Origin of the sequence: Pseudidiomarina piscicola (genome assembly GCF_902806985.1) — a bacterium.
GTDB lineage: Bacteria > Pseudomonadota > Gammaproteobacteria > Enterobacterales > Alteromonadaceae > Pseudidiomarina > Pseudidiomarina piscicola.
Map to the genome: position 1 here is coordinate 1 of NZ_CADCXY010000002.1, position 18,729 is coordinate 18,729.

General features: G+C 50.1%; 23 protein-coding genes. 14 read left to right on the plus strand and 9 right to left on the minus strand.

Annotation, left to right across the window (positions count from 1 at the left end; translation table 11 throughout):
* Positions 1-196 precede the first annotated feature (196 nt).
* Positions 197-1,339 (minus strand): cell division protein ZapE, encoded by a 1,143-nt coding sequence (gene zapE / locus PSI9734_RS04805; protein ID WP_173919996.1) that lies wholly within the window; start codon positions 1,337-1,339, stop codon positions 197-199.
* A 51-nt stretch (positions 1,340-1,390) separates the two neighbouring features.
* On the opposite strand from zapE, the gene PSI9734_RS04810 reads away from it, so the two are divergent.
* The 3 genes from PSI9734_RS04810 (at position 1,391) to PSI9734_RS04820 (ending at position 4,460) form a co-directional block, all read left to right on the plus strand.
* Positions 1,391-1,828: a Z-ring associated ZapG family protein gene (locus PSI9734_RS04810; protein ID WP_173919997.1), complete on the plus strand. Its 438-nt coding sequence runs from the start codon at positions 1,391-1,393 to the stop codon at positions 1,826-1,828.
* Positions 1,829-1,911: 83 nt separating this feature from the next.
* Positions 1,912-3,258, plus strand: a complete 1,347-nt coding sequence (locus PSI9734_RS04815; protein WP_173919998.1) for a DegQ family serine endoprotease — start codon at positions 1,912-1,914, stop codon at positions 3,256-3,258.
* A 140-nt stretch (positions 3,259-3,398) separates the two neighbouring features.
* Complete coding sequence (locus tag PSI9734_RS04820; protein ID WP_173919999.1) at positions 3,399-4,460, plus strand: trypsin-like peptidase domain-containing protein; 1,062 nt, start codon at positions 3,399-3,401, stop codon at positions 4,458-4,460.
* Here the strand turns inward: PSI9734_RS04820 and murA are convergent.
* Genes murA through PSI9734_RS04855 form a run of 7 tightly spaced genes read right to left on the minus strand, consistent with a single transcriptional unit; the run spans position 4,457 to position 9,094 of the window.
* Entirely contained in the window at positions 4,457-5,713 is a 1,257-nt protein-coding gene (gene murA / locus PSI9734_RS04825) for a UDP-N-acetylglucosamine 1-carboxyvinyltransferase (protein ID WP_173920000.1), read from the minus strand. The genes PSI9734_RS04820 and murA overlap by 4 nt on opposite strands.
* Positions 5,714-5,728: 15 nt before the next feature.
* A complete protein-coding gene (locus PSI9734_RS04830; RefSeq protein WP_173920001.1) occupies positions 5,729-5,986 on the minus strand; it encodes a BolA family protein in 258 nt (85 codons plus the stop codon).
* A 43-nt stretch (positions 5,987-6,029) separates the two neighbouring features.
* Positions 6,030-6,332 (minus strand): STAS domain-containing protein, encoded by a 303-nt coding sequence (locus PSI9734_RS04835; RefSeq protein WP_173920002.1) that lies wholly within the window; start codon positions 6,330-6,332, stop codon positions 6,030-6,032.
* A gap of 4 nt (positions 6,333-6,336) precedes the next feature.
* Positions 6,337-6,996: an MlaC/ttg2D family ABC transporter substrate-binding protein gene (locus PSI9734_RS04840; RefSeq protein ID WP_173920003.1), complete on the minus strand. Its 660-nt coding sequence runs from the start codon at positions 6,994-6,996 to the stop codon at positions 6,337-6,339.
* 9 nt (positions 6,997-7,005) lie between these two features.
* On the minus strand, positions 7,006-7,473 hold the full coding sequence (gene mlaD, locus PSI9734_RS04845; protein ID WP_173920004.1) for an outer membrane lipid asymmetry maintenance protein MlaD: 468 nt from the start codon (positions 7,471-7,473) through the stop codon (positions 7,006-7,008).
* 6 nt (positions 7,474-7,479) lie between these two features.
* Positions 7,480-8,256 carry a lipid asymmetry maintenance ABC transporter permease subunit MlaE gene (mlaE, locus tag PSI9734_RS04850; protein WP_173920005.1) on the minus strand — a complete coding sequence of 259 codons (777 nt, stop codon included), beginning with the start codon at positions 8,254-8,256 and terminating at the stop codon, positions 7,480-7,482.
* Positions 8,246-9,094 (minus strand): ATP-binding cassette domain-containing protein, encoded by an 849-nt coding sequence (locus PSI9734_RS04855; RefSeq protein WP_173920006.1) that lies wholly within the window; start codon positions 9,092-9,094, stop codon positions 8,246-8,248. Before PSI9734_RS04855 ends, mlaE begins: the two co-directional genes overlap by 11 nt.
* A 183-nt stretch (positions 9,095-9,277) precedes the next feature.
* Between PSI9734_RS04855 and PSI9734_RS04860 the strand changes: the two genes are divergently transcribed.
* The 11 genes from PSI9734_RS04860 to mgtE all read left to right on the plus strand — a co-directional run bounded on the left by PSI9734_RS04860 (position 9,278) and on the right by mgtE (position 17,354).
* Positions 9,278-10,258 carry a KpsF/GutQ family sugar-phosphate isomerase gene (locus tag PSI9734_RS04860; protein WP_173920007.1) on the plus strand — a complete coding sequence of 327 codons (981 nt, stop codon included), beginning with the start codon at positions 9,278-9,280 and terminating at the stop codon, positions 10,256-10,258.
* Complete coding sequence (kdsC, locus tag PSI9734_RS04865; RefSeq protein WP_173920008.1) at positions 10,258-10,818, plus strand: 3-deoxy-manno-octulosonate-8-phosphatase KdsC; 561 nt, start codon at positions 10,258-10,260, stop codon at positions 10,816-10,818. The genes PSI9734_RS04860 and kdsC overlap by 1 nt, the downstream gene beginning before the upstream one ends.
* Complete coding sequence (gene lptC, locus PSI9734_RS04870; RefSeq protein WP_173920009.1) at positions 10,815-11,378, plus strand: LPS export ABC transporter periplasmic protein LptC; 564 nt, start codon at positions 10,815-10,817, stop codon at positions 11,376-11,378. Before kdsC ends, lptC begins: the two co-directional genes overlap by 4 nt.
* A complete protein-coding gene (lptA, locus tag PSI9734_RS04875; RefSeq protein ID WP_173920010.1) occupies positions 11,341-11,898 on the plus strand; it encodes a lipopolysaccharide transport periplasmic protein LptA in 558 nt (185 codons plus the stop codon). The genes lptC and lptA overlap by 38 nt, the downstream gene beginning before the upstream one ends.
* A complete protein-coding gene (gene lptB, locus PSI9734_RS04880) occupies positions 11,879-12,604 on the plus strand; it encodes an LPS export ABC transporter ATP-binding protein (protein WP_173920011.1) in 726 nt (241 codons plus the stop codon). Before lptA ends, lptB begins: the two co-directional genes overlap by 20 nt.
* A 30-nt stretch (positions 12,605-12,634) precedes the next feature.
* Positions 12,635-14,023, plus strand: coding sequence for an RNA polymerase factor sigma-54 (locus tag PSI9734_RS04885; RefSeq protein ID WP_173920012.1), 1,389 nt, complete (start codon positions 12,635-12,637; stop codon positions 14,021-14,023).
* Between the two features lie 26 nt (positions 14,024-14,049).
* Complete coding sequence (gene hpf / locus PSI9734_RS04890; protein ID WP_173920013.1) at positions 14,050-14,337, plus strand: ribosome hibernation promoting factor; 288 nt, start codon at positions 14,050-14,052, stop codon at positions 14,335-14,337.
* A 3-nt stretch (positions 14,338-14,340) separates the two neighbouring features.
* On the plus strand, positions 14,341-14,799 hold the full coding sequence (gene ptsN, locus PSI9734_RS04895) for a PTS IIA-like nitrogen regulatory protein PtsN (protein ID WP_173920014.1): 459 nt from the start codon (positions 14,341-14,343) through the stop codon (positions 14,797-14,799).
* Positions 14,800-14,802: 3 nt separating this feature from the next.
* Complete coding sequence (rapZ, locus tag PSI9734_RS04900) at positions 14,803-15,654, plus strand: RNase adapter RapZ (protein WP_173920015.1); 852 nt, start codon at positions 14,803-14,805, stop codon at positions 15,652-15,654.
* A complete protein-coding gene (locus PSI9734_RS04905; RefSeq protein WP_173920016.1) occupies positions 15,651-15,929 on the plus strand; it encodes an HPr family phosphocarrier protein in 279 nt (92 codons plus the stop codon). Before rapZ ends, PSI9734_RS04905 begins: the two co-directional genes overlap by 4 nt.
* Before the next feature lie 63 nt (positions 15,930-15,992).
* Positions 15,993-17,354: a magnesium transporter gene (mgtE, locus tag PSI9734_RS04910; protein ID WP_173920017.1), complete on the plus strand. Its 1,362-nt coding sequence runs from the start codon at positions 15,993-15,995 to the stop codon at positions 17,352-17,354.
* 13 nt (positions 17,355-17,367) lie between these two features.
* On the opposite strand, the gene pmbA is transcribed toward mgtE, so the two are convergent.
* Complete coding sequence (pmbA, locus tag PSI9734_RS04915; protein ID WP_425500052.1) at positions 17,368-18,726, minus strand: metalloprotease PmbA; 1,359 nt, start codon at positions 18,724-18,726, stop codon at positions 17,368-17,370.
* Positions 18,727-18,729 lie beyond the last annotated feature (3 nt).

Genomic DNA, 18,729 nt, shown 5'->3' on the forward strand with positions numbered 1-18,729 from the left:
GATGTTCGATGTTCGATGTTCGATGTTCGATGTTCGATGTTCGATGTTCGATGTTCGATGTTCGATGTTCGATGTTCGATGTTCGATGTTCGATGTTCGGCAAGTATTATTGTTTTTCAAACATCTAACATCAAATAGCAAACATCGCTTTTTTTCAAACATCGAACATCAAATAGCAAACATCGCTTTAAGGTTTTTAGGCCCTATGCCCTTGCGCTAGATATTCTTTACTCTGCATCTCTTGTAGCCGCGATATGCACCGCCGATATTCAAACTCCAGCTTGCCGCCGGCGTAGATATTTTCCAGCTCTACAGCGGCCGATAGAATTAACTTCACTCGGCGCTCGTAAAATTCGTCGACTAAGGCAAGAAAACGCCGTGCGGCGTCGTCTTTATTGGCACCCAATTGGGGCACGTTGCTAATTAGCACCGCCGTGTAGATTTGTGCCAGTTCAATATAGTCGTTTTGTGAACGTGGACCGCCACAAATGGCTTCGAAGTCGAACAGCACGACGTCGTCGCATTCTCGCCGTACAGCAATATCTCGCCCGTTAATGCGGATTGCGCCGTCGGTGTTGCGGCTACAATGGTCCGGCGCTAGTTCGGTGAAGTATCTCTGTAAGTTTTCGTCGGCGGCGGCATCTAATGGCGCGTGATAGATTTCTGCCTTGGTTAAGGTTCGTAGCCGATAATCGATGCCACTGTCGACGTTGATCACCTCGCAGTTTTGTTTGATAAGGGCTATTGCTGGCAAGAAACGTTGGCGTTGTAGCCCATTACGGTATAACTCATCCGGGACGATATTGGAGGTTGCGACTAATACCACGCCACGTTGAAACAGTTCTTGCATTAAGGTGCCGAGAATCATAGCGTCTGTGATGTCTTGCACGAAAAACTCGTCGAAACAAATCACCCGCGCTTCAGCGGCCAGTTTATCGGCAATAATAGGCAAAGGATCGCTCTGCCCTTTCAATTGCTTCAGTTCTTTATGTATACGGTGCATAAAACGGTGAAAATGCACGCGTAGTTTTTCGTCAAAGGGTAAGGTATCGAAAAAGGTATCTACCAAATAGGTTTTACCGCGGCCTACCCCACCCCAAAAATAGAGGCCTTGCGGTACTGATGGTGAAGCACCAAAGAGGCTTTTCAACTTTGACAGCCAACCATCGCCTTGGCTTTGATGATAACAGATAAGATCATCGTACAGGCGCTGCAGCGCTTCAACCGCTCGCTTTTGTGCGGCATCAGGGCTGAATCCGCCGCTGGCTAAATCTTGCTCGTATTTCATTAATGGGGTGATGTTTTGTTTTGTCACTACCACTTCGACCCTGTTCTGCATTATGCTATGGGGTGTAGTTTATCATGTGAATCGTGTTTTTAAGGAGTTTTTATGGATGCAATCATTGGCATTCTGTTGGTGCTAGCAGGAGCTGTATTCGGATTTTTTGTGGCTCGTTATTGGCTGAAAGAGCATTCAGACGAAGCACGATTAAACGAGGAAGTGAAACAAAGTCGGGAACAGTTAGCTGCTTATCAGCAAGAAGTAGGTGAGCACTTCTCTACGGCCAGTGCCCTGGTGGAGCAACTGGAAGAAACCCAAGAGAAGTTAAAGGCGTATTTACAGCACAGTTCAGAACTTCTACAGCAAGAGCAAACGCAACCGAGCCTGCCCTTCTTTGCCGAAGACACCATGCGTCAGTTGCGGATGGCCAGCCAACTGCAAAAAGATAGTAAACAGTCACAAAAAGAATCGGCCGAGCAACCGCCGCGTGACTACTCTGATAAGCAAAGCGGACTTTTTTCGTCCTCTGAAGAAAAAACATCTTGAAACATCTATAGGGTGAACTTATTTCCATAGGGTCGGTCTTTAATTGCACGCAAAGTCGTGTTGTTTAATGGAGTCTGTACCCTATGAGAATTAAACTTTTTTCTGTCATTGCTCTAACCAGCCTGTTGGCCTTTAGCCCCGCTCAGGCCAACATTCCGTTTTTCAGCGATAAAGACGAAACGCCAACCCTGGCGCCGATGCTGGAAGAAGTTACTCCTGCGGTTGTCAATATCTCGGTCAAAGGTAGCCGTGAAGTAAGGCAGCGTGTGCCTGACATGTTCCGTTTCTTCTTTGGCCCTAATAGTCCACGCGAGCAAGTTCAAGAACGCCCATTTCGCGGCCTCGGCTCCGGGGTGATTATTGATGCGGATAAAGGCTATGTCGTTACCAATAACCACGTGATTGATGGCGCCTCTGAAATTTTAGTAACCCTGAAAGATGGCACTCAGTTCGACGCTGAAGTCATTGGTACAGACGCCAACTCTGACATTGCCCTGTTGAAGATTAAAGACGGCGAAAATCTTACTGAAATAGAGATTGGTAAGTCGTCTGATCTGCGCGTAGGTGATTTCGTGGTAGCTATCGGCAACCCTTTTGGTCTAGGCCAAACTGTCACCTCGGGTATTGTTAGCGCACTTGGTCGCAGCGGGCTTGGTATTGAGGAAATTGAAAACTTTATTCAAACCGATGCCGCCATCAATAGTGGTAACTCAGGCGGTGCCTTGGTTACTTTGAAAGGTAAGTTAATCGGTATTAACACGGCGATTCTAGGGCCAAATGGCGGCAATATCGGCATTGGCTTCGCGATTCCTTCCGATATGATGCAAGCGCTCGTGCAGCAGCTTATTGAATTCGGTGAAGTACGACGTGGGGTGCTTGGTGTGCGCGGCAATGACTTAACCGCTGATATTGCCGAAGCGCTCAACTTGGACGCTAAACAAGGTGCCTTTATTGCTGAAGTTCTGCCCGACAGCGCCGCTGCCGAAGCAGGTTTGCAGTCAGGCGATGTAATTATTGCCGTCAACGGTGAGAAAGTACGTAGCTTTGCCGACCTCAGCGCCCGCGTGAAGACCATGGGCGTCGGTAAACCGGTTCGCCTAACCGTCCTTCGCGATGGCGATAAAACAGACTTCGAAGTCACCTTGAGTGCCGAAGAAGCGGCCGTTGAAGCTGCCACCTTACATCCGGCCCTTGAGGGTGCAACCCTTGCCGCAAATGAGGACGGCGGTGTGCTTATCACTGAACTGTTAGAGGGCTCTATGGCTGCGCGCTACGGCCTACGTGAAGACGATATTATTATGGCCGTGAATCGCCAAGCAGTGAACTCTGTCAGTGAGCTAAGGAATGTCCTAGACAGTGCTCGGGGTGTCGTGGCCTTGAATATTCGTCGCGGCGACTCATCTTTGTACCTCGTACTTAGAGGCGGCTAAGCCACCTCGTGGTCCACACAGCGCACTTAGATAGGCAGCTTAACAAAGCTGCCTTCTTTTTTTCAGAAGTGGTATGCTTATTTCATACATCTGATTAGCTTCAACTGGTCAATGCCGCTCACAAGGTTAATGGAAAACAAATGACGCGATCGACACCGCCCAAAAATTGGTTCAGTTACATTGTACGTTCTGTTGTCTTAGGTCTAGTGGTCGCCGCCTTGGTCATTTGGTTACAGCCACTGCTGGAACGTTGGCAGCTTGAACGGCAACAGGCTTCGCAGCCCATCAGCTATGCCAAAGCCGTTAATAGAGCAGCCCCGGCGGTAGTGAACATTTATAGTCTTAGTGAAGTGCGTGGCTCTTATTACAGTCGTCGCCCTAGCACTGTGTTGCGCTTAGGGTCAGGCGTGATCATGGATAACGTCGGCCATATTCTTACCGCCGCCCATGTGGTCGCCGATGTCAGTTCAATTGAAATTGCCTTGCAGGATGGCCGCCGCACCAGTGCACAAGTCATTGGCGTCGATGCCATTACCGACCTCGCGGTGTTGCGAATCGAGCTTGATAACCTGCCCGTTATTCCACAAGACCATCAACTACGCTCCAGTGTCGGTGATGTTGTATTGGCTATCGGTAACCCGCTTAATCTAGGTCAAACCATCACCCAGGGTATTGTCAGTGCGACCGGTGGCCGTATGGGGGTTATTAACTCCCATGCCGACCTGATGCAAATGGATGCGGTTATTAATGAAGGCGCTTCTGGTGGCGCGCTGGTTAACAGCGAAGGGTATTTAGTGGGTATAAACAACGCACAGTTCCGTGGTCCTGCGGGTCAAAGCGTCGAGGGTATCTACTTTGCTGTACCCTACAGTCTAGCCCGCAGCATTATGCGTACATTGATCGAGGAAGGTGAAGTGGTACGCGGCTATTTGGGTATCAATTCCAGCGATAACCCAGCCGCGCAAACATACCAGCAACCAGGTATTTTCGTGACGGCGGTTGATCCTAACAGCCCTGCTGCTCAGGCAGGCTTACGCCCTGAAGATTATATTGTTGAAATTGCTGGGCAACAAATTTCCTCAGCGCCGGAAGGCTTAGCTTTGATTTCGACCACGCGCCCGGGCACTGAGTTAGAGATCCGCTACTTCCGTGGTAATGAGCAGTTCACTACCACGGTCACCATTACCAAGTTAGCAAATTAATCGTGGCGCTCGATCTGGGCGCCCAACGCTGTCAGCTTCTGCTCTATGGCCTCGTAGCCACGATCGATATGGTAGATACGTTGTACGGTGGTTTCACCCTCAGCAACCAAACCAGCAATCACTAATGACGCGGAAGCTCGTAGGTCGGTGCACATTACTTGCGCGCCTGCTAAACGCTCCACACCAGTACAAATAGCGGTATTCCCTTCCAGCTCAATTTGCGCGCCCATGCGTTGCAATTCAGGCACGTGCATGAAGCGGTTTTCAAAGATGGTTTCGCGAACCCAACCGGTACCCTCAGCGATCGCATTTAGGGTACAGAACTGCGCTTGCATGTCGGTCGGAAAAGCTGGGTGCGGCGCAGTAATAACATTCACTGGGCGCGGTCGCTTAGGTGCCTGTAAACGAATCCAGTCGTCACCCTTGGTAATTTCCGCGCCAGCTTCACCAAGCTTGTTAAGTACTGCATCAAGCATACTAGGGTCGGTATTACGACAGGTCACATCCCCACCTGTCACTAAGGCTGCGACCAAGAAGGTACCTGTTTCGATGCGGTCTGGCTGAACGGCGTACTGGCCACCATGTAGCTTCTCGACACCATGAATTTCAATCGTATCGCTACCGGCGCCACGCACATCAGCACCTAAGGTGTTCAAAAAGTTCGCCAAGTCGATTACTTCCGGCTCGCGCGCAGCGTTTTCGATGGTAGTCACGCCCTCAGCCAGCGTTGCTGCCATCATCAGGTTCTCGGTGCCTGTTACGCTCACGGTGTCGAGGAAGATAGTAGCGCCTGTTAAACGACCATCCACTTCAGCATTGATGTAACCGTTCTCAACCGTGATGTCTGCACCCATTTGGCGCAAACCTTCAATATGTAAATTCACCGGCCGCGCACCGATGGCACAGCCGCCAGGCAATGACACTTGCGCTTTACCTTGACGCGCCAGCAATGGACCAAGCACTAAAATAGACGCGCGCATGGTTTTTACCAACTCATAGCTGGCAATGTGATGATTGATGGTTTGCGGATGAATGCGGTAGCTATTGGCATCAACGGTATCGCTGGTGACACCCAAGTCGGCTAACAGTTTCAGTGTTGTCCGTACATCTTGCAGTGCCGGCACGTTTTGTAATTCAACGTCGTCACTGGCAAGCAGGCTTGCCATCAAGATTGGCAAAGCGGCATTTTTCGCGCCAGATATCCGCACTTCACCATGCAGCGCTGGGCCGCCTTTAATTACAAATTTTTGCATCGCTCGCGACTCGCTTTAGCTTAACATTGCGAGTTTTTTCTCGCGCTGCCATTCGGTTGGGGTATAGGCTTTGATCGAAACGGCATGAAGCTCGCCACTAGCGATAAGCTCTTTCAGCGGCGCATACACGAGCTGTTGTTTCTTCACCCGGCTTAAACCGTCGAACTGCTCGCTGGCGACCGTAATTGACGCTTGGCTGCCATCTACTTTAACCAGAACCTCATCAACGTCGAGTGCTGCTTCTATTAATTCTTTAATTGTATCAATTGTCATCTGACTCAATTCTTATTGGTTTAATTACTAATTTAGTTCGCATTTAAACATGCTTGAGTAACGAAGTGCCACCGCCAACTGCGACAATGGCATCAAACTGCTCGCTCGCGTGGTGGATGACAAGATCGCTCTGCTGCTGCAACAAATGTTTTTTCAACTGCAACAGCATGGCCACGCCCGCCGAGTCAACATGTTCAACGGCGGCAAGGTCAACATTCAGTCGTTCTTGCGCTTGTGCTAACCATTGCTGCCGTTGCTGCCATACTTGGGCAACAGTTGCTCGGGTAAGTTCACCATTAAAGGTCAATTGGTCGCCTTCAAGCTGCCAGTTAATAGTCGCTGCCATGGTCTTAGCTTTTATCATCATCGTAAGGCTGAATCGGCTGTTGGCCTTTTTCACGCAGCAGTTCGATGGTGCCGTCGATACCACGATCGCGGATCACCGATGAAATTTCCGCAGCTTTACTATTTAACAAGCTTACGCCCTCAACCACCAAATCATAAGCTTTCCACAGCCGTTCATCGCTGTCATAACGCAATTTGAAGTCCATCCGCACGGGAGGGCGACCTTGGCCCTCTTCAATCAAGCGGGTGTTGACTTCGACCATACGATCATCGGGGCTCAGCTCACGCGCGCGCTCGAACTTGAAGGTATGCTTAGTTTCGTCATATTGGGTGAACGCACGACCATAGGTGGCGATCAAATATTCACGAAACACTGCGTAAAATTCTTGGCGTTGCTCAGCGGTCGTTTCTTTTAGGTTGCGCCCTAAAACACGCTTGGCTGCATACGTAGAGTCGATATAAGGCATTAGTTCTTCGCGAATAATTACCCGTAAATAATCGAGATCTTGATCGATTTTCGCGCGGTCGTCAGCGATGCGACTCGCAGTTTTATTGGCGACTCGCTCGAGCAAGCTATACGGATTTTCATCACGAATAACCTCAGCGCTCGCGGTACCGACGACCGTCAGCATTGCGGCAACTAACAGTGCATACAACGTTTTCATTCTCACTCCTTAATCATTGCCTTGGCTGAACAGGAACTGCCCAATCAAGTCTTCTAGTACCAATGCCGACTTCGTATCGTGGATATAGTCACCGTCGTCAAGCATTTCAACGGTGTCATCGATAAAGCCTGGACTTAAGCCGATGTATTGCTCACCTAACAAGCCCGACGTTAATATTGAGACCGACGATGAGTTAGAAAATTCATCGTAGTCTTTGCTAATCGTCATTTCGACTAATGGCTCGTAGTAGTCGCCGTCTAAGGTAATTCGGGTTACTCGGCCGACAACAACGCCGCCAACTTTTACTGGTGAACGTTCTTTGAGCCCACCGATGTTGTCGAACTTGGCATACAGTTGATAGGTTTGGCCGTTACTCGCAACGTTGGTATTGGCCGCTCGCAGCCCCAAAAACAACAACGCCAGCACGCCAATAATGACAAAAAAACCAACTGCTAACTGTGTATTTCTTGATTCCATAATCTGTTACCCAAACATCAGTGCGGTGAGAACAAAATCTAACCCCAATACAGCCAACGATGCTGTCACTACGGTCGACGTCGTAGCCCGACTAATACCGACCGAAGTTGGAGTACAATGAAAGCCTTTATGCAGTGCTATCCAAGTCACTGTGAAGGCAAAAACCAAACTCTTAATAATACCATTGAGGATGTCTTGTCCCCACTCAACGTTCGATTGCATGACCGACCAAAACGCGCCTTCATCGACTCCGAGCCAGCGCACGCCGACCAAATAGCCACCGTAAATACCCACGGCTGAGAAAATGATCGCCAGTAACGGCATGCTATAGAAGCCAGCCCAAAAGCGTGGCGAGATCACCCGACGTAAGGGGTCAACAGCCATCATCTCAAGGCTGGACAGCTGTTCGGTGGCTTTCATCAGACCAATTTCGGCGGTCAACGCCGAGCCGGCTCGACCGGCAAAAAGCAGCGCCGTAACAACCGGCCCTAACTCACGCAATAACGACAGTGCCACCATTGGCCCCAAGCTTTGCTCGGCACCAAAGTCGACCAATATAGTGTAACCTTGTAAGCCCAGCACCATGCCAATAAACAGTCCGCTAACGATAATAATCACCAGCGATAAGACGCCGACAGAGTACATCTGTTGCATCAGCAAGGGCCATGATTTACGCAGTTGCGGCTTGCCTATTAATGCCCGCAACAGCATCACCATTGCCTGCCCAGCCCCAGCAATACTATCTAAAATAGTTTTCCCTAAGCTTGCAACCCTATCCAGCATTGCCTGTCCCCTTTTGCTCGGCGGCACTTCCTAGAATATCGTCCGCAAAACTTGCCGCGCGATAATGAAACGGCACTGGCCCATCGGCTGCACCTGATAAGAACTGTTGCACCAATTCATCGTCGGAGGCCTGTAATTCCGCCGGGGTGCCCTGTGCAACCACTTTCTTATCGGCAATAATCACAACGTTGTCGGCAATCGTCAGTACTTCGGCGATGTCGTGGGTGACCACAATGCTGGTCAGGTCTAAAGAGTTATTCAACGACTTAATCAACTTGACAATCACCCCCATGGAAATCGGGTCTTGCCCCGCAAACGGCTCGTCATACATGATTAATTCTGGGTCCAAGGCGATGGCCCGTGCTAACGCAGCACGTCGTGCCATACCGCCCGACAGCTCTGCCGGCATTAGGTCGCGTGCGCCACGCAGCCCAACCGCTTCAAGCTTCATCAACACGATGGTACGAATAATTTCTTCGGGTAAGTCACTGTGTTCGCGAATCGGAAAGGCAATATTTTCGTACACCGACATGTCGGTAAACAGCGCACCACTTTGAAACAGCATGCTCATACGTTTACGTTGTTCGTACAAAGCGCTCCGCGAAAGCTTGGGGATATCATGCCCCGCAAACTTGATGGAGCCACTTTGCGGACGCAACTGGCCGCCGATAAGCCTTAATAACGTGGTTTTGCCTATACCACTGGGGCCCATGACCGCGGTGATTTTACCGCGTGGGATGCGCATTTGCAGTCCTTGGTAAACTGGATGAGCACCATAAGCATGGGCAAAATCAAGATTTTCAATAACGACAAGATCGTCGGAGTTAACGCTACTCATGTGACTGACTCTTCCCTTTCATCAAGACCGCTTAGTTTACCTGAAATTAGGGCTTTACCCTAGCTTGGGCCGGTAAATTTTATGATAAATCGTTTGCCATGGCGCTTTTTACGTCTGCATTTCGATAATCGATCGGTTATGATTAGCCTAATTCGTTTTTTATTCGGCAACGAAAGGTTTGCTATGACTGCTGCCAAAACCGACTCCTTTATTTCTTTAGCCGCAAGCGTGTTAGATATCGAAGCGCAATCGGTCAGTGACTTAAAACGTTTTTTAGACGCCAATTTTAACCAGGCATGTGAGTACTTACTTGGCTGTAAAGGCCGAGTAATAGTGATTGGTATGGGAAAATCGGGGCACATTGGTGGAAAAATCGCGGCCACTTTTGCCTCGACCGGTACGCCTGCTTTTTTCGTACACCCAGGTGAAGCCAGTCACGGTGACTTAGGCATGATTACCGCTGCTGACGTGGTGCTTGCGCTATCGAATTCGGGCGAAACGGGCGAAGTACTCAGTATTGCGCCACTGATCAAACGCCGTGGCGCGCATCTCATAAGCATGACCGGAAACCCGCAGTCGACCTTGGCGGAGCTCGCTGATGTGCATGTTTGTATTGCCGTTGAGCAAGAAGCCTGTCCACTTGGTTTAGCACCGACCTCATCCACCACCGCGACGCTCGCGATGGGTGATGCACTGGCGGTAGCGCTACTGCACGCGCGTGGTTTTACCGCCGATGACTTCGCAATGTCGCACCCGGGTGGCAGCCTCGGCCGCCGCTTGCTGTTACATATTCATGATGTGATGCACAGCGACGAGCGTATGCCATTGGTCGCTGAAGAGGCCAGCTTGAGTGAGGCGCTCTTAGAAATGTCGCGCAAAGGGCTCGGCATGACCGGCGTGACCAACGCTGATGGCAACTTAGTCGGTGTGTTTACCGACGGTGATTTACGCCGGGTACTGGACCAGCGACTCGATGTACACCAAGCACGGATCACCCAAGTAATGACCGCGAACCCGATTACCATTTCGGCCGACGTACTCGCGGCCGAAGGTCTTAAACTTATGGAAGATCGCAAAATTAATGGCTTGTTTGCTCTCAACAAAGACAATCAACCCGTGGGTGCGCTGAACATGCACGACTTATTAAAAGCGGGGGTTATGTAATGTCCACAGCCACCACAAGCACATGGTACGGTGAGGTCAGCACGTCGCTGCTGACCCGTATGAAGTCTATTAAGCTACTTATTTGTGACGTCGACGGAGTGTTTTCAGACGGCCGTATTTATTTAGGTAACCACGGTGAAGAACTGAAAGCGTTTAATACCCGCGATGGGTTTGGCGTCAAAGCGCTTTTGAACAACGGCATTCAGGTGGCCGTGATCACTGGCCGCACCTCGCATATTGTTGAACAGCGCATGCAGGCATTAGGCGTGCAAGACATACATCAAGGCACGCTCGAGAAGGGTGCGGTGTATCAGCAACTGGCGGCAAAATACCAACTCAACGACGCACAAATCGCCAGTATTGGCGATGACGTGCCCGACGTGGCCTTACTCAACCAGGCTAGTGTTGGCGTCGCCCCACATGATGCACACCCATGGGTACAACAACAAGCCGATTATGTCACCAGCCTTGGTGGCGGTTGCGGTGCGGTGCGAGAGTTAAGTGATTTGATTTTGCTCAGCCAAGGCAAGTTGCAGTTGCAAGGTGGTGTTAGCCTATGAACCGGCAACTCAGTTGGATTCTAGCGACACTGTTCATTTTGGGCGCCCTGCTGATTTGGCGACCTTTCTCTGATGATGAAATAGTGGCGACGGATCCGCAGTTTCGTGAAATTCCGCCCGACTTTATTGCTGAAGGCTTAGCCACTCGTGTGTACAATAGTGACGGACAACTAGAGCATCGGATCAATGCAACCAAAATGACCCACTACAGTCCAATTGGATTAACCGAACTCGATCGACCGGTTTATCAAGTTCGCCCCGATGGCAAACAGGAAACGTGGCAGGTCATTGCTGAGCAAGGTTCGTTTTATGACGATAAAACCTTAGTGTTGGAACGCAACATTGTGGTCACCCACCTTGCTGCGGACGACTTCTTAGAGCGCGTCGAAACCAGCTACTTGACCATAGATACCTTAGCGGAAACGATGATTACCGATCAGCCCGTGGCGATCTTTGGAAAAAACTTTTTAGTGCGCGGTAATGGCATGATTGCCGACCTCCGCGCCGAAACATTGGAATTGAATGAGCATGTGCAAACGACCTACAGCCGCCATCGTTAAACATTTTTTTGCTCTGCTAGTGTTCACGACCACAGTTTTGTGGAGTCCGTTAACAGCTGCGCAAGGCAAAGCCGACTTTAGCCAAGACATTCAAGTCGACTCGGAACGTGAGTGGTTTGATATTCAAAATAAGATTGCCGTGTTCGAAGACAACGCAGTGATCACCCAGGGCACCTTAAAAATCACCGCTGATCACTTAGAAGTCGCACAGCAAGAAGACAGCGATGTGCGTACGTTTGCCGCCGAAGGAAGCCCTGCCACCTATCAGCAACAGTTGGAAGATGGTAACTGGATTAAGGCCGAAGCACTGCTTATTCGTTACGACGAAAATGCCCAAACACTAACCCTGGTTGGTGAGGTTAAAGTCACTCAAGACAGCAGTGAAATTCAAGGCAATGAAATTGTCTATGACTTTGCCAACCAACAGTTGCGCGCACGTAGAGGCGACGACGAAAGTGATCGTGTCACTACCATTTTCAAGCCCAAAAATAAGAACGATAATGAGCCAATTAACCGTTGAACACCTGGCTAAAGCCTATAAAAAACGCCAAGTTGTAAAGGACGTAAGCCTTAAGGTTGCGTCCGGTAAAGTCATTGGTTTGCTAGGCCCGAATGGCGCGGGTAAAACCACCACGTTTTATATGATTGTCGGCCTTGTCGGGCACGACAAAGGGCGCATCATGTTAGATGACGAGGACATCTCGTTGTTACCCATGCACGAGCGTGCGCGCAAGGGTATTGGCTATTTACCGCAAGAATCGTCGATTTTCCGCAAACTAACCGTGCGCGATAATATTTTGGCGATATTAGAAACGCGCAAAGAGCTCGACGCCAACGCTCGTGAAGAAAAGCTAGATAGCCTACTCGAAGAGTTTCATATCGGTCACATTGCTCATAGCTTAGGCATGAGTTTGTCGGGCGGTGAACGACGTCGCGTAGAAATAGCGCGAGCGTTAGCCGCAGAACCAGCGTTTATTTTACTCGATGAACCCTTTGCTGGTGTTGACCCAATCTCCGTGATCGATATTAAGAAAATTATTGAGCATCTACGTAATCGTGGCATAGGTGTGCTTATTACTGATCACAATGTCCGTGAAACCCTCTCAGTGTGTGAGCATGCGTATATTGTTAGCCATGGGGAGTTGATTGCTGAAGGTGACGCCCATACTATTTTAAGTAATCAGCAGGTGAAAGACGTTTACCTCGGTGAACAATTCTCACTGTAAGCATCCGGCCGCAACGTTTGGTGGTTCGCTATGAAGCAAGGCTTACAACTTAAATTTAGCCAGCAACTGTCGATGACACCACAGTTGCAACAGGCTATCCGCTTGCTTCAGTTATCGAGTTTCGAGCTGCAACAAGAAATACAGCAGGCGCTGGAAGAAAATCCCCTGCTTGAGCAAGAAGAAGTAGAGAACCCGTTACAGGACGACCCGTCGGCACCCACCACCGATGACACCGAAGAGTGGGACCAAAACTACACCGCGGAACTCATGGGTAGCGTAGGCCAAAATGATGCCGACTACGATGCCATGACGTTTGGCTGTGCCGATGAAACCTTACACGACCACCTGCGTTGGCAGTTAGAACTGTCCCACTTCTCGCCCACCGATCAGCAAATCGGTCTAAGCATTATCGACTCTATAACGCCCGCAGGCTATTTGAGTACGAGCCTGAGCGAACTCACCGAGAGCCTAAGCCGGCAACTGGACGAGCCTATCGGCGAAGACGAAGTGGCGGTGGTGTTGAAACGTATTCAACACTTTGACCCGGTCGGTGTTGGCGCTCGCGATGTCAGTGAATGCTTGCGGTTACAACTGCAACAACTCCCCGAAGACACACCTTTTTTAGCGCAGGCGCAGCACGCCGTTAGCGAATACGTCGAGTTGCTTGGTCAGCGCGACTACCGGTCACTTGCAAGGCTATTAAAACTGAACGAAACACAGTTAACTAAGGTCTTAACTATTATCCAGCAGTTACAACCACATCCTGGAGAAAGGTTTTCGAATAGTGACGATGCCTATGTAATTCCGGATGTTTTGGTACGCAACAAAAATAGTCGTTGGATAGTAGAGCTAAATCCACAAAGTTTGCCTAAACTAAAAGTAAACAGTAGTTACGCAGCACTGATAAAGGATGCCAAGCAAAGCGACGATATGAGCTATATTCGCCATCATGTACAGGAAGCCAAGTGGTTCATTCGCAGCATCGAAAGCCGCAATGAAACTCTGCTTAAAGTCGCAACCTCCATCGTTCAACGGCAACAAGGCTTCTTTGAACTAGGTGAAGAGGCCATGAAGCCGATGGTGCTTGCCGATATCGCTGACGCTATTGAAATGCACGAATCGACTGTCTCTCGCGTTACCTCCCAAAAATACATGCACACGCCCCGTGGCGTATTTGAGTTGAAATACTTCTTTTCCAGTCAACTCAGTACCCACCGTGGTGAAGACTGCTCGTCAACCGCGATTAGGGCGTTGCTTAAAAAGCTAGTTGCCGCCGAGAACCCGAAAAAGCCGCTTAGTGACAGTAAACTCACTGCACTGATGTCGGAACAAGGGATTCAGGTTGCTAGACGGACGATTGCGAAGTATCGAGAAGCGCTACAGATACCGCCCTCGAGTCAACGCAAACGTCTTATTTGATACTTGGACAATAGAAGGAAGATGCTATGCAAATTAACCTGACTGGTCATCATACTGAAATTACTGACGCACTACGTGAATATGTCGACACCAAGTTCGCCAAACTGGAGCGTCATTTTGACCACATAAATAATGTCCATGTCATTTTAAATGTTGAAAAGCTCACGCAAAAAGCGGAAGCTACCCTGCATGTCAACGGTGGCGAAATTTTTGCCAATTCTGAACATGAAGACATGTACGCGGCGATCGATGGTTTAATCGATAAACTCGACCGTCAAGTGATTAAACACAAAGAAAAGATGAAACGTCACTAAATCATGGATTTATCCACAATGTTAAGCCCAGACTGCACGCGCAGTGCAGTCTCGGGCTCAAGTAAAAAGAAAGTTCTTGAACTCATTGGTCAGCTCGCTGCTCCGCGCCTTTCAGGAACCACGAGTTTCGATGTGTTTGAAAGCTTACTCAACCGCGAACGCCTTGGCAGTACCGGTATTGGTCTTGGGGTGGCGATTCCTCATGGTCGACTAAGCACTGCCAATAAACCTGTTGCTGTGCTACTGACCTTGGATGAGCCCATCGACTTCGATGCCATTGACAATCAAGCTGTTGATATCGTCTTCGCATTATTGGTTCCCGAAGACGAACATGAGCAACACTTGCAAACTTTGGCAAGCGTGGCCCAACGACTGAACGATAAAAGCTGCACACGGGCATTACGCGAGGCGAAAAGCGATCAAGAACTCTTCGACCTATTCAACAGCCAAGAGTCTAGTTAAGCGATGCAATTAATTATTGTCAGTGGCCGCTCAGGGTCCGGTAAAACCATTGCCCTAAGGGTGCTTGAAGACCTTGGCTATTATTGTGTCGATAACCTGCCGATCATGCTGTTACCAACCTTGGTTCATGCCATTCAAGATCAGTATGCCAACGTTGCAGTAAGTGTTGATGTTCGCAACTTACCCGCGAACCACGATGACTTAGCTGACGCCCTTGATTTTCTGCCTGATAAAATTAAACCGCAGATTCTTTTTCTTGATTCAAACGACCAAATATTGCTGCAGCGTTTTGGCGAGACACGCAGAATGCATCCGCTGTCACGACAAGAAATGCCCCTAAGTGAAGCCTTGCAGTTGGAATCAAAATTGCTTGAGCCGCTGGCAGAACGGGCGACTTGGCGTATTGAAAGTAGCGAACTGAGCGTTCATCAACTTAGCGAACAAGTTAGTGAGCGCGCGTTAGGGCAAGCGGCTTCACGGTTAATTGTGGTGTTTCAGTCGTTTGGTTTTAAGTATGGGCTACCGCCCGATCTCGACTATGCCTTTGATGCCCGCATTTTACCGAACCCCCATTGGGAACCTCATCTCAAGGCTTTAACGGGGAGCGACAGCGAAGTTCAACACTTCTTTGCGCAGCAGCCCTTGGTCACCAAGTTTATCCATCAGTTAGAAACCTTTTTGGCGACCTGGCTACCGCACTTTCAACGCAGCAACCGTAGTTATTTAACCATTGGCATTGGCTGTACCGGAGGCCAACACCGCTCGGTTTACATCGCCGAACAATTAGCCGAGCGCTTTGCTGATCATGACTTTAAAGTACAAATTCGCCATCGCGAGAGTGAGCGTCGCAAATGAGTAGCGAAGCCCGTAAAACGGTCATCATTGTTAATAAACTAGGCTTGCATGCGCGGGCCGCGACGAAACTTGCAAAACTCACCCAACAGTTCGACGCCAACGTGGCCATCGCCCAAGGCGGCAAAGAAGTCGATGCGTCAAGTGTTATGTGTCTATTGCTACTCGCCAGCGGCCAAGGTAAAGAAGTTGAAGTGATTGCCCGCGGCAAGCAAGCACAAGCGGCGGTTGATGCGGTCGCGGCTCTTATCGAAGCACGATTCGACGAAGAAGCTTAACGAAGACGCATGACGAAAACCCATTAATGCGATAAACTCCTCATATCCAAAGGAGTTTTCACTATGCTTCCAGAAGTCGCCGAAAAAGAATTCGCCGAAAAACGGCTACAAGACGTGACCGAAGCTCTTGCGCGTGGCATGTACGTGCAAGCACGCCGGCAGTTGCATAACTTGCCTGCGTGGGATGTTGCCCTACTCCTTGAATCTTCCCCACCCAAAGCTCGTGCCATTATCTGGCAGCTCGTTGATGCCGACGAGCATGGCGATATTCTTGAAGAGCTTAACGAAGAAGTTCAGAAATCTGTTATTCGCCAAATGGCGCCGGAGAAACTTGCCGCTGCCACCGAAGGCATGGACACGGATGACTTGGCCTACGTTCTGCGTGGCCTACCGGAGCAGGTTTATCAAGAAGTCCTGAAGTCGATGGACGAGCAAGATCGACACCGTGCCGAAAAGGCTTTGTCCTACGAGGACGAGACCGCCGGTTCGATCATGAACACCGATGCCATTACCTTGCGCCCTGATGTCACTATTGATGTGGTATTACGCTACCTGCGGCTACGCGGCGAACTGCCAGAGGCGACGGATAAGCTCTATGTGGTAAGTGGCGACGACCAGTTTATTGGCGAGATCTCCATTTCGCAGTTGGTGACCGTTGACCCCGCGCGCTTGGTGAGCGATGTGATGGAGTCGGAGGTGCAGGGTATCCCCGTTGATATGGAAGAAACCGAAGTGGCGAAGCTGTTCGAACGCCAAGACTGGATCTCAGCACCGGTGGTGGACAGTGAAAACCACCTGCTCGGTCGTATCACCATCGATGACGTGGTCGACATTATTCGCGAAGAAGCACAGCACTCGATGTTGAGCATGGCCGGTCTTGACGACGATGAAGATACCTTCGCACCGGTATTAAAAAGTACCCGTCGGCGCTCGGTGTGGCTGGCAGTTAATCTAGTTACGGCGCTACTCGCTGCCGCGGTTAGCTCGATGTTCGAAGACATCTTAGCGCAAATGGCCATTTTGGCGATCTTAAATACCATCGTGCCAAGCATGGGCGGCATCGCTGGCTCGCAAACCTTGACCTTGGTGATACGCGGCATGGCACTTGGCCATATTGGGCCCAGTAACCAACGCTGGCTAATAGGTAAGGAACTCGCCATTGGTGCGCTTAATGGGGTTATCTGGGCATTCCTGATTGCCGCCGTGGTGGCGCTGTGGAAACAAGACTTTATGATAGGCGCTATTATCGCCTTTGCGATGATGGCGAACCTGCTCGCGGCCGGCTTAGCGGGGGTCACCGTGCCGCTGATATTGAAGAAGTTTGATATTGACCCAGCGTTAGCCGGTGGCGTTATTCTAACTACGGTCACCGATGTGGTCGGTATTTTTGCCTTCCTTGGCACTGCGACGTTAATGCTAGGCTAACCACCACTAACGCTTAGTTACCGGCCACTCGCATGCTTTCTAATAGTACCGAACCGGTGCGCACACCGTGGCGCATATCGGTGTCGTTGCCAATGGCAACAATATTGGCCAACATATCACGCAAATTACCTGCGATCGTTATCTCTTCGACGGGGTACTGGATTTCGCCAGCTTCCACCCAGAAACCTGCGGCGCCACGAGAATAATCGCCATTGACCAGGTTCACTCCTTGCCCCATCAATTCCGTCACCAATAACCCCGTGCCCATGGTGCGACACAACTCCTGCAAACTTTGCTGTTGCTGGGTAACCTGCCAGGTATGAATGCCACCGGCATGGCCGGTCGGCTTCATGTGCATTTTACGCGCCGCATAACTGGTCAGCAGGTAGCTTTGTAGCTCGCCGTTCTCGACAATGGTACGGTTTTCGGTGGCCACCCCTTCATGGTCAAAGGGCGAGCTCGCCAATGCGCCTTTTAAATGCGGTGTTTCTTTGATGCTCAGCCACTCGGGTAACACTGCTTTACCTAGGTGATCAAGTAAGAAGCTCGACTTGCGGTAAAGATTGCCACCGCTAATTGCGCCGACAAAGTGACCGAACAAACTGTTTGCGACATCTGCGCGGAAAATCACAGGTACCTTGGCGGTATCAATTTTTCGTGCTTCTAAGCGCGAAACCGTTTCATGCACAGCTTCCTCTGCGACGGCTTCTGGCGAGTTTAAGTCGCCGGTAGCGCGCGCGACGGTGTAAGCATAATCGCGTTGCATTGCGTCGCCATGCTTAGCGATCAATGAACAGCTCATGGCATGACGCGACTGCAAATAGCCGTCCAGAAAACCATGGCTGTTACCATATACGCGGTAGCCTACATGACTGCTATAGCTGGCTCCATCGGAATTGACAATGCGTTGATCTAAGCCGAGGGCATGGCGTTCGCACTGTAACGCTTGAGCCAGTGCATAGTCGGCTGATTGATCGCCGGGCTGACATAAATCGAGATCGGGACGTTGGTATGCCATCAGCTCAGCAGGCGCTAGGCCCGCATCGGGATCAGGTGACGTGAAGCGAGCGATGTCAAAGGCCTTTTCAACACTTGCGCGTATCGCTTGTGGCGATAAGTCGGTGGTCGACGCTGAGCCTTTTTGTTGACCTTGATACAAAGTGATACCCAGGGCTCCGTCTTGATTGAACTCGACGGTTTCCACTTCCCCTAAACGCGTTTCAACGCTAATACCACGGCTGCGTGTCAGCGCACATTCCATCGCCGTTGAACCCAATGACTTACCGTAGTCTAACGCTTCGGCGACCGCTTGTTTGACATCAACGAGCTCGGTCTGTAATTCATTTAGATCTGGTTTCAAAGTAAACTCCATTGG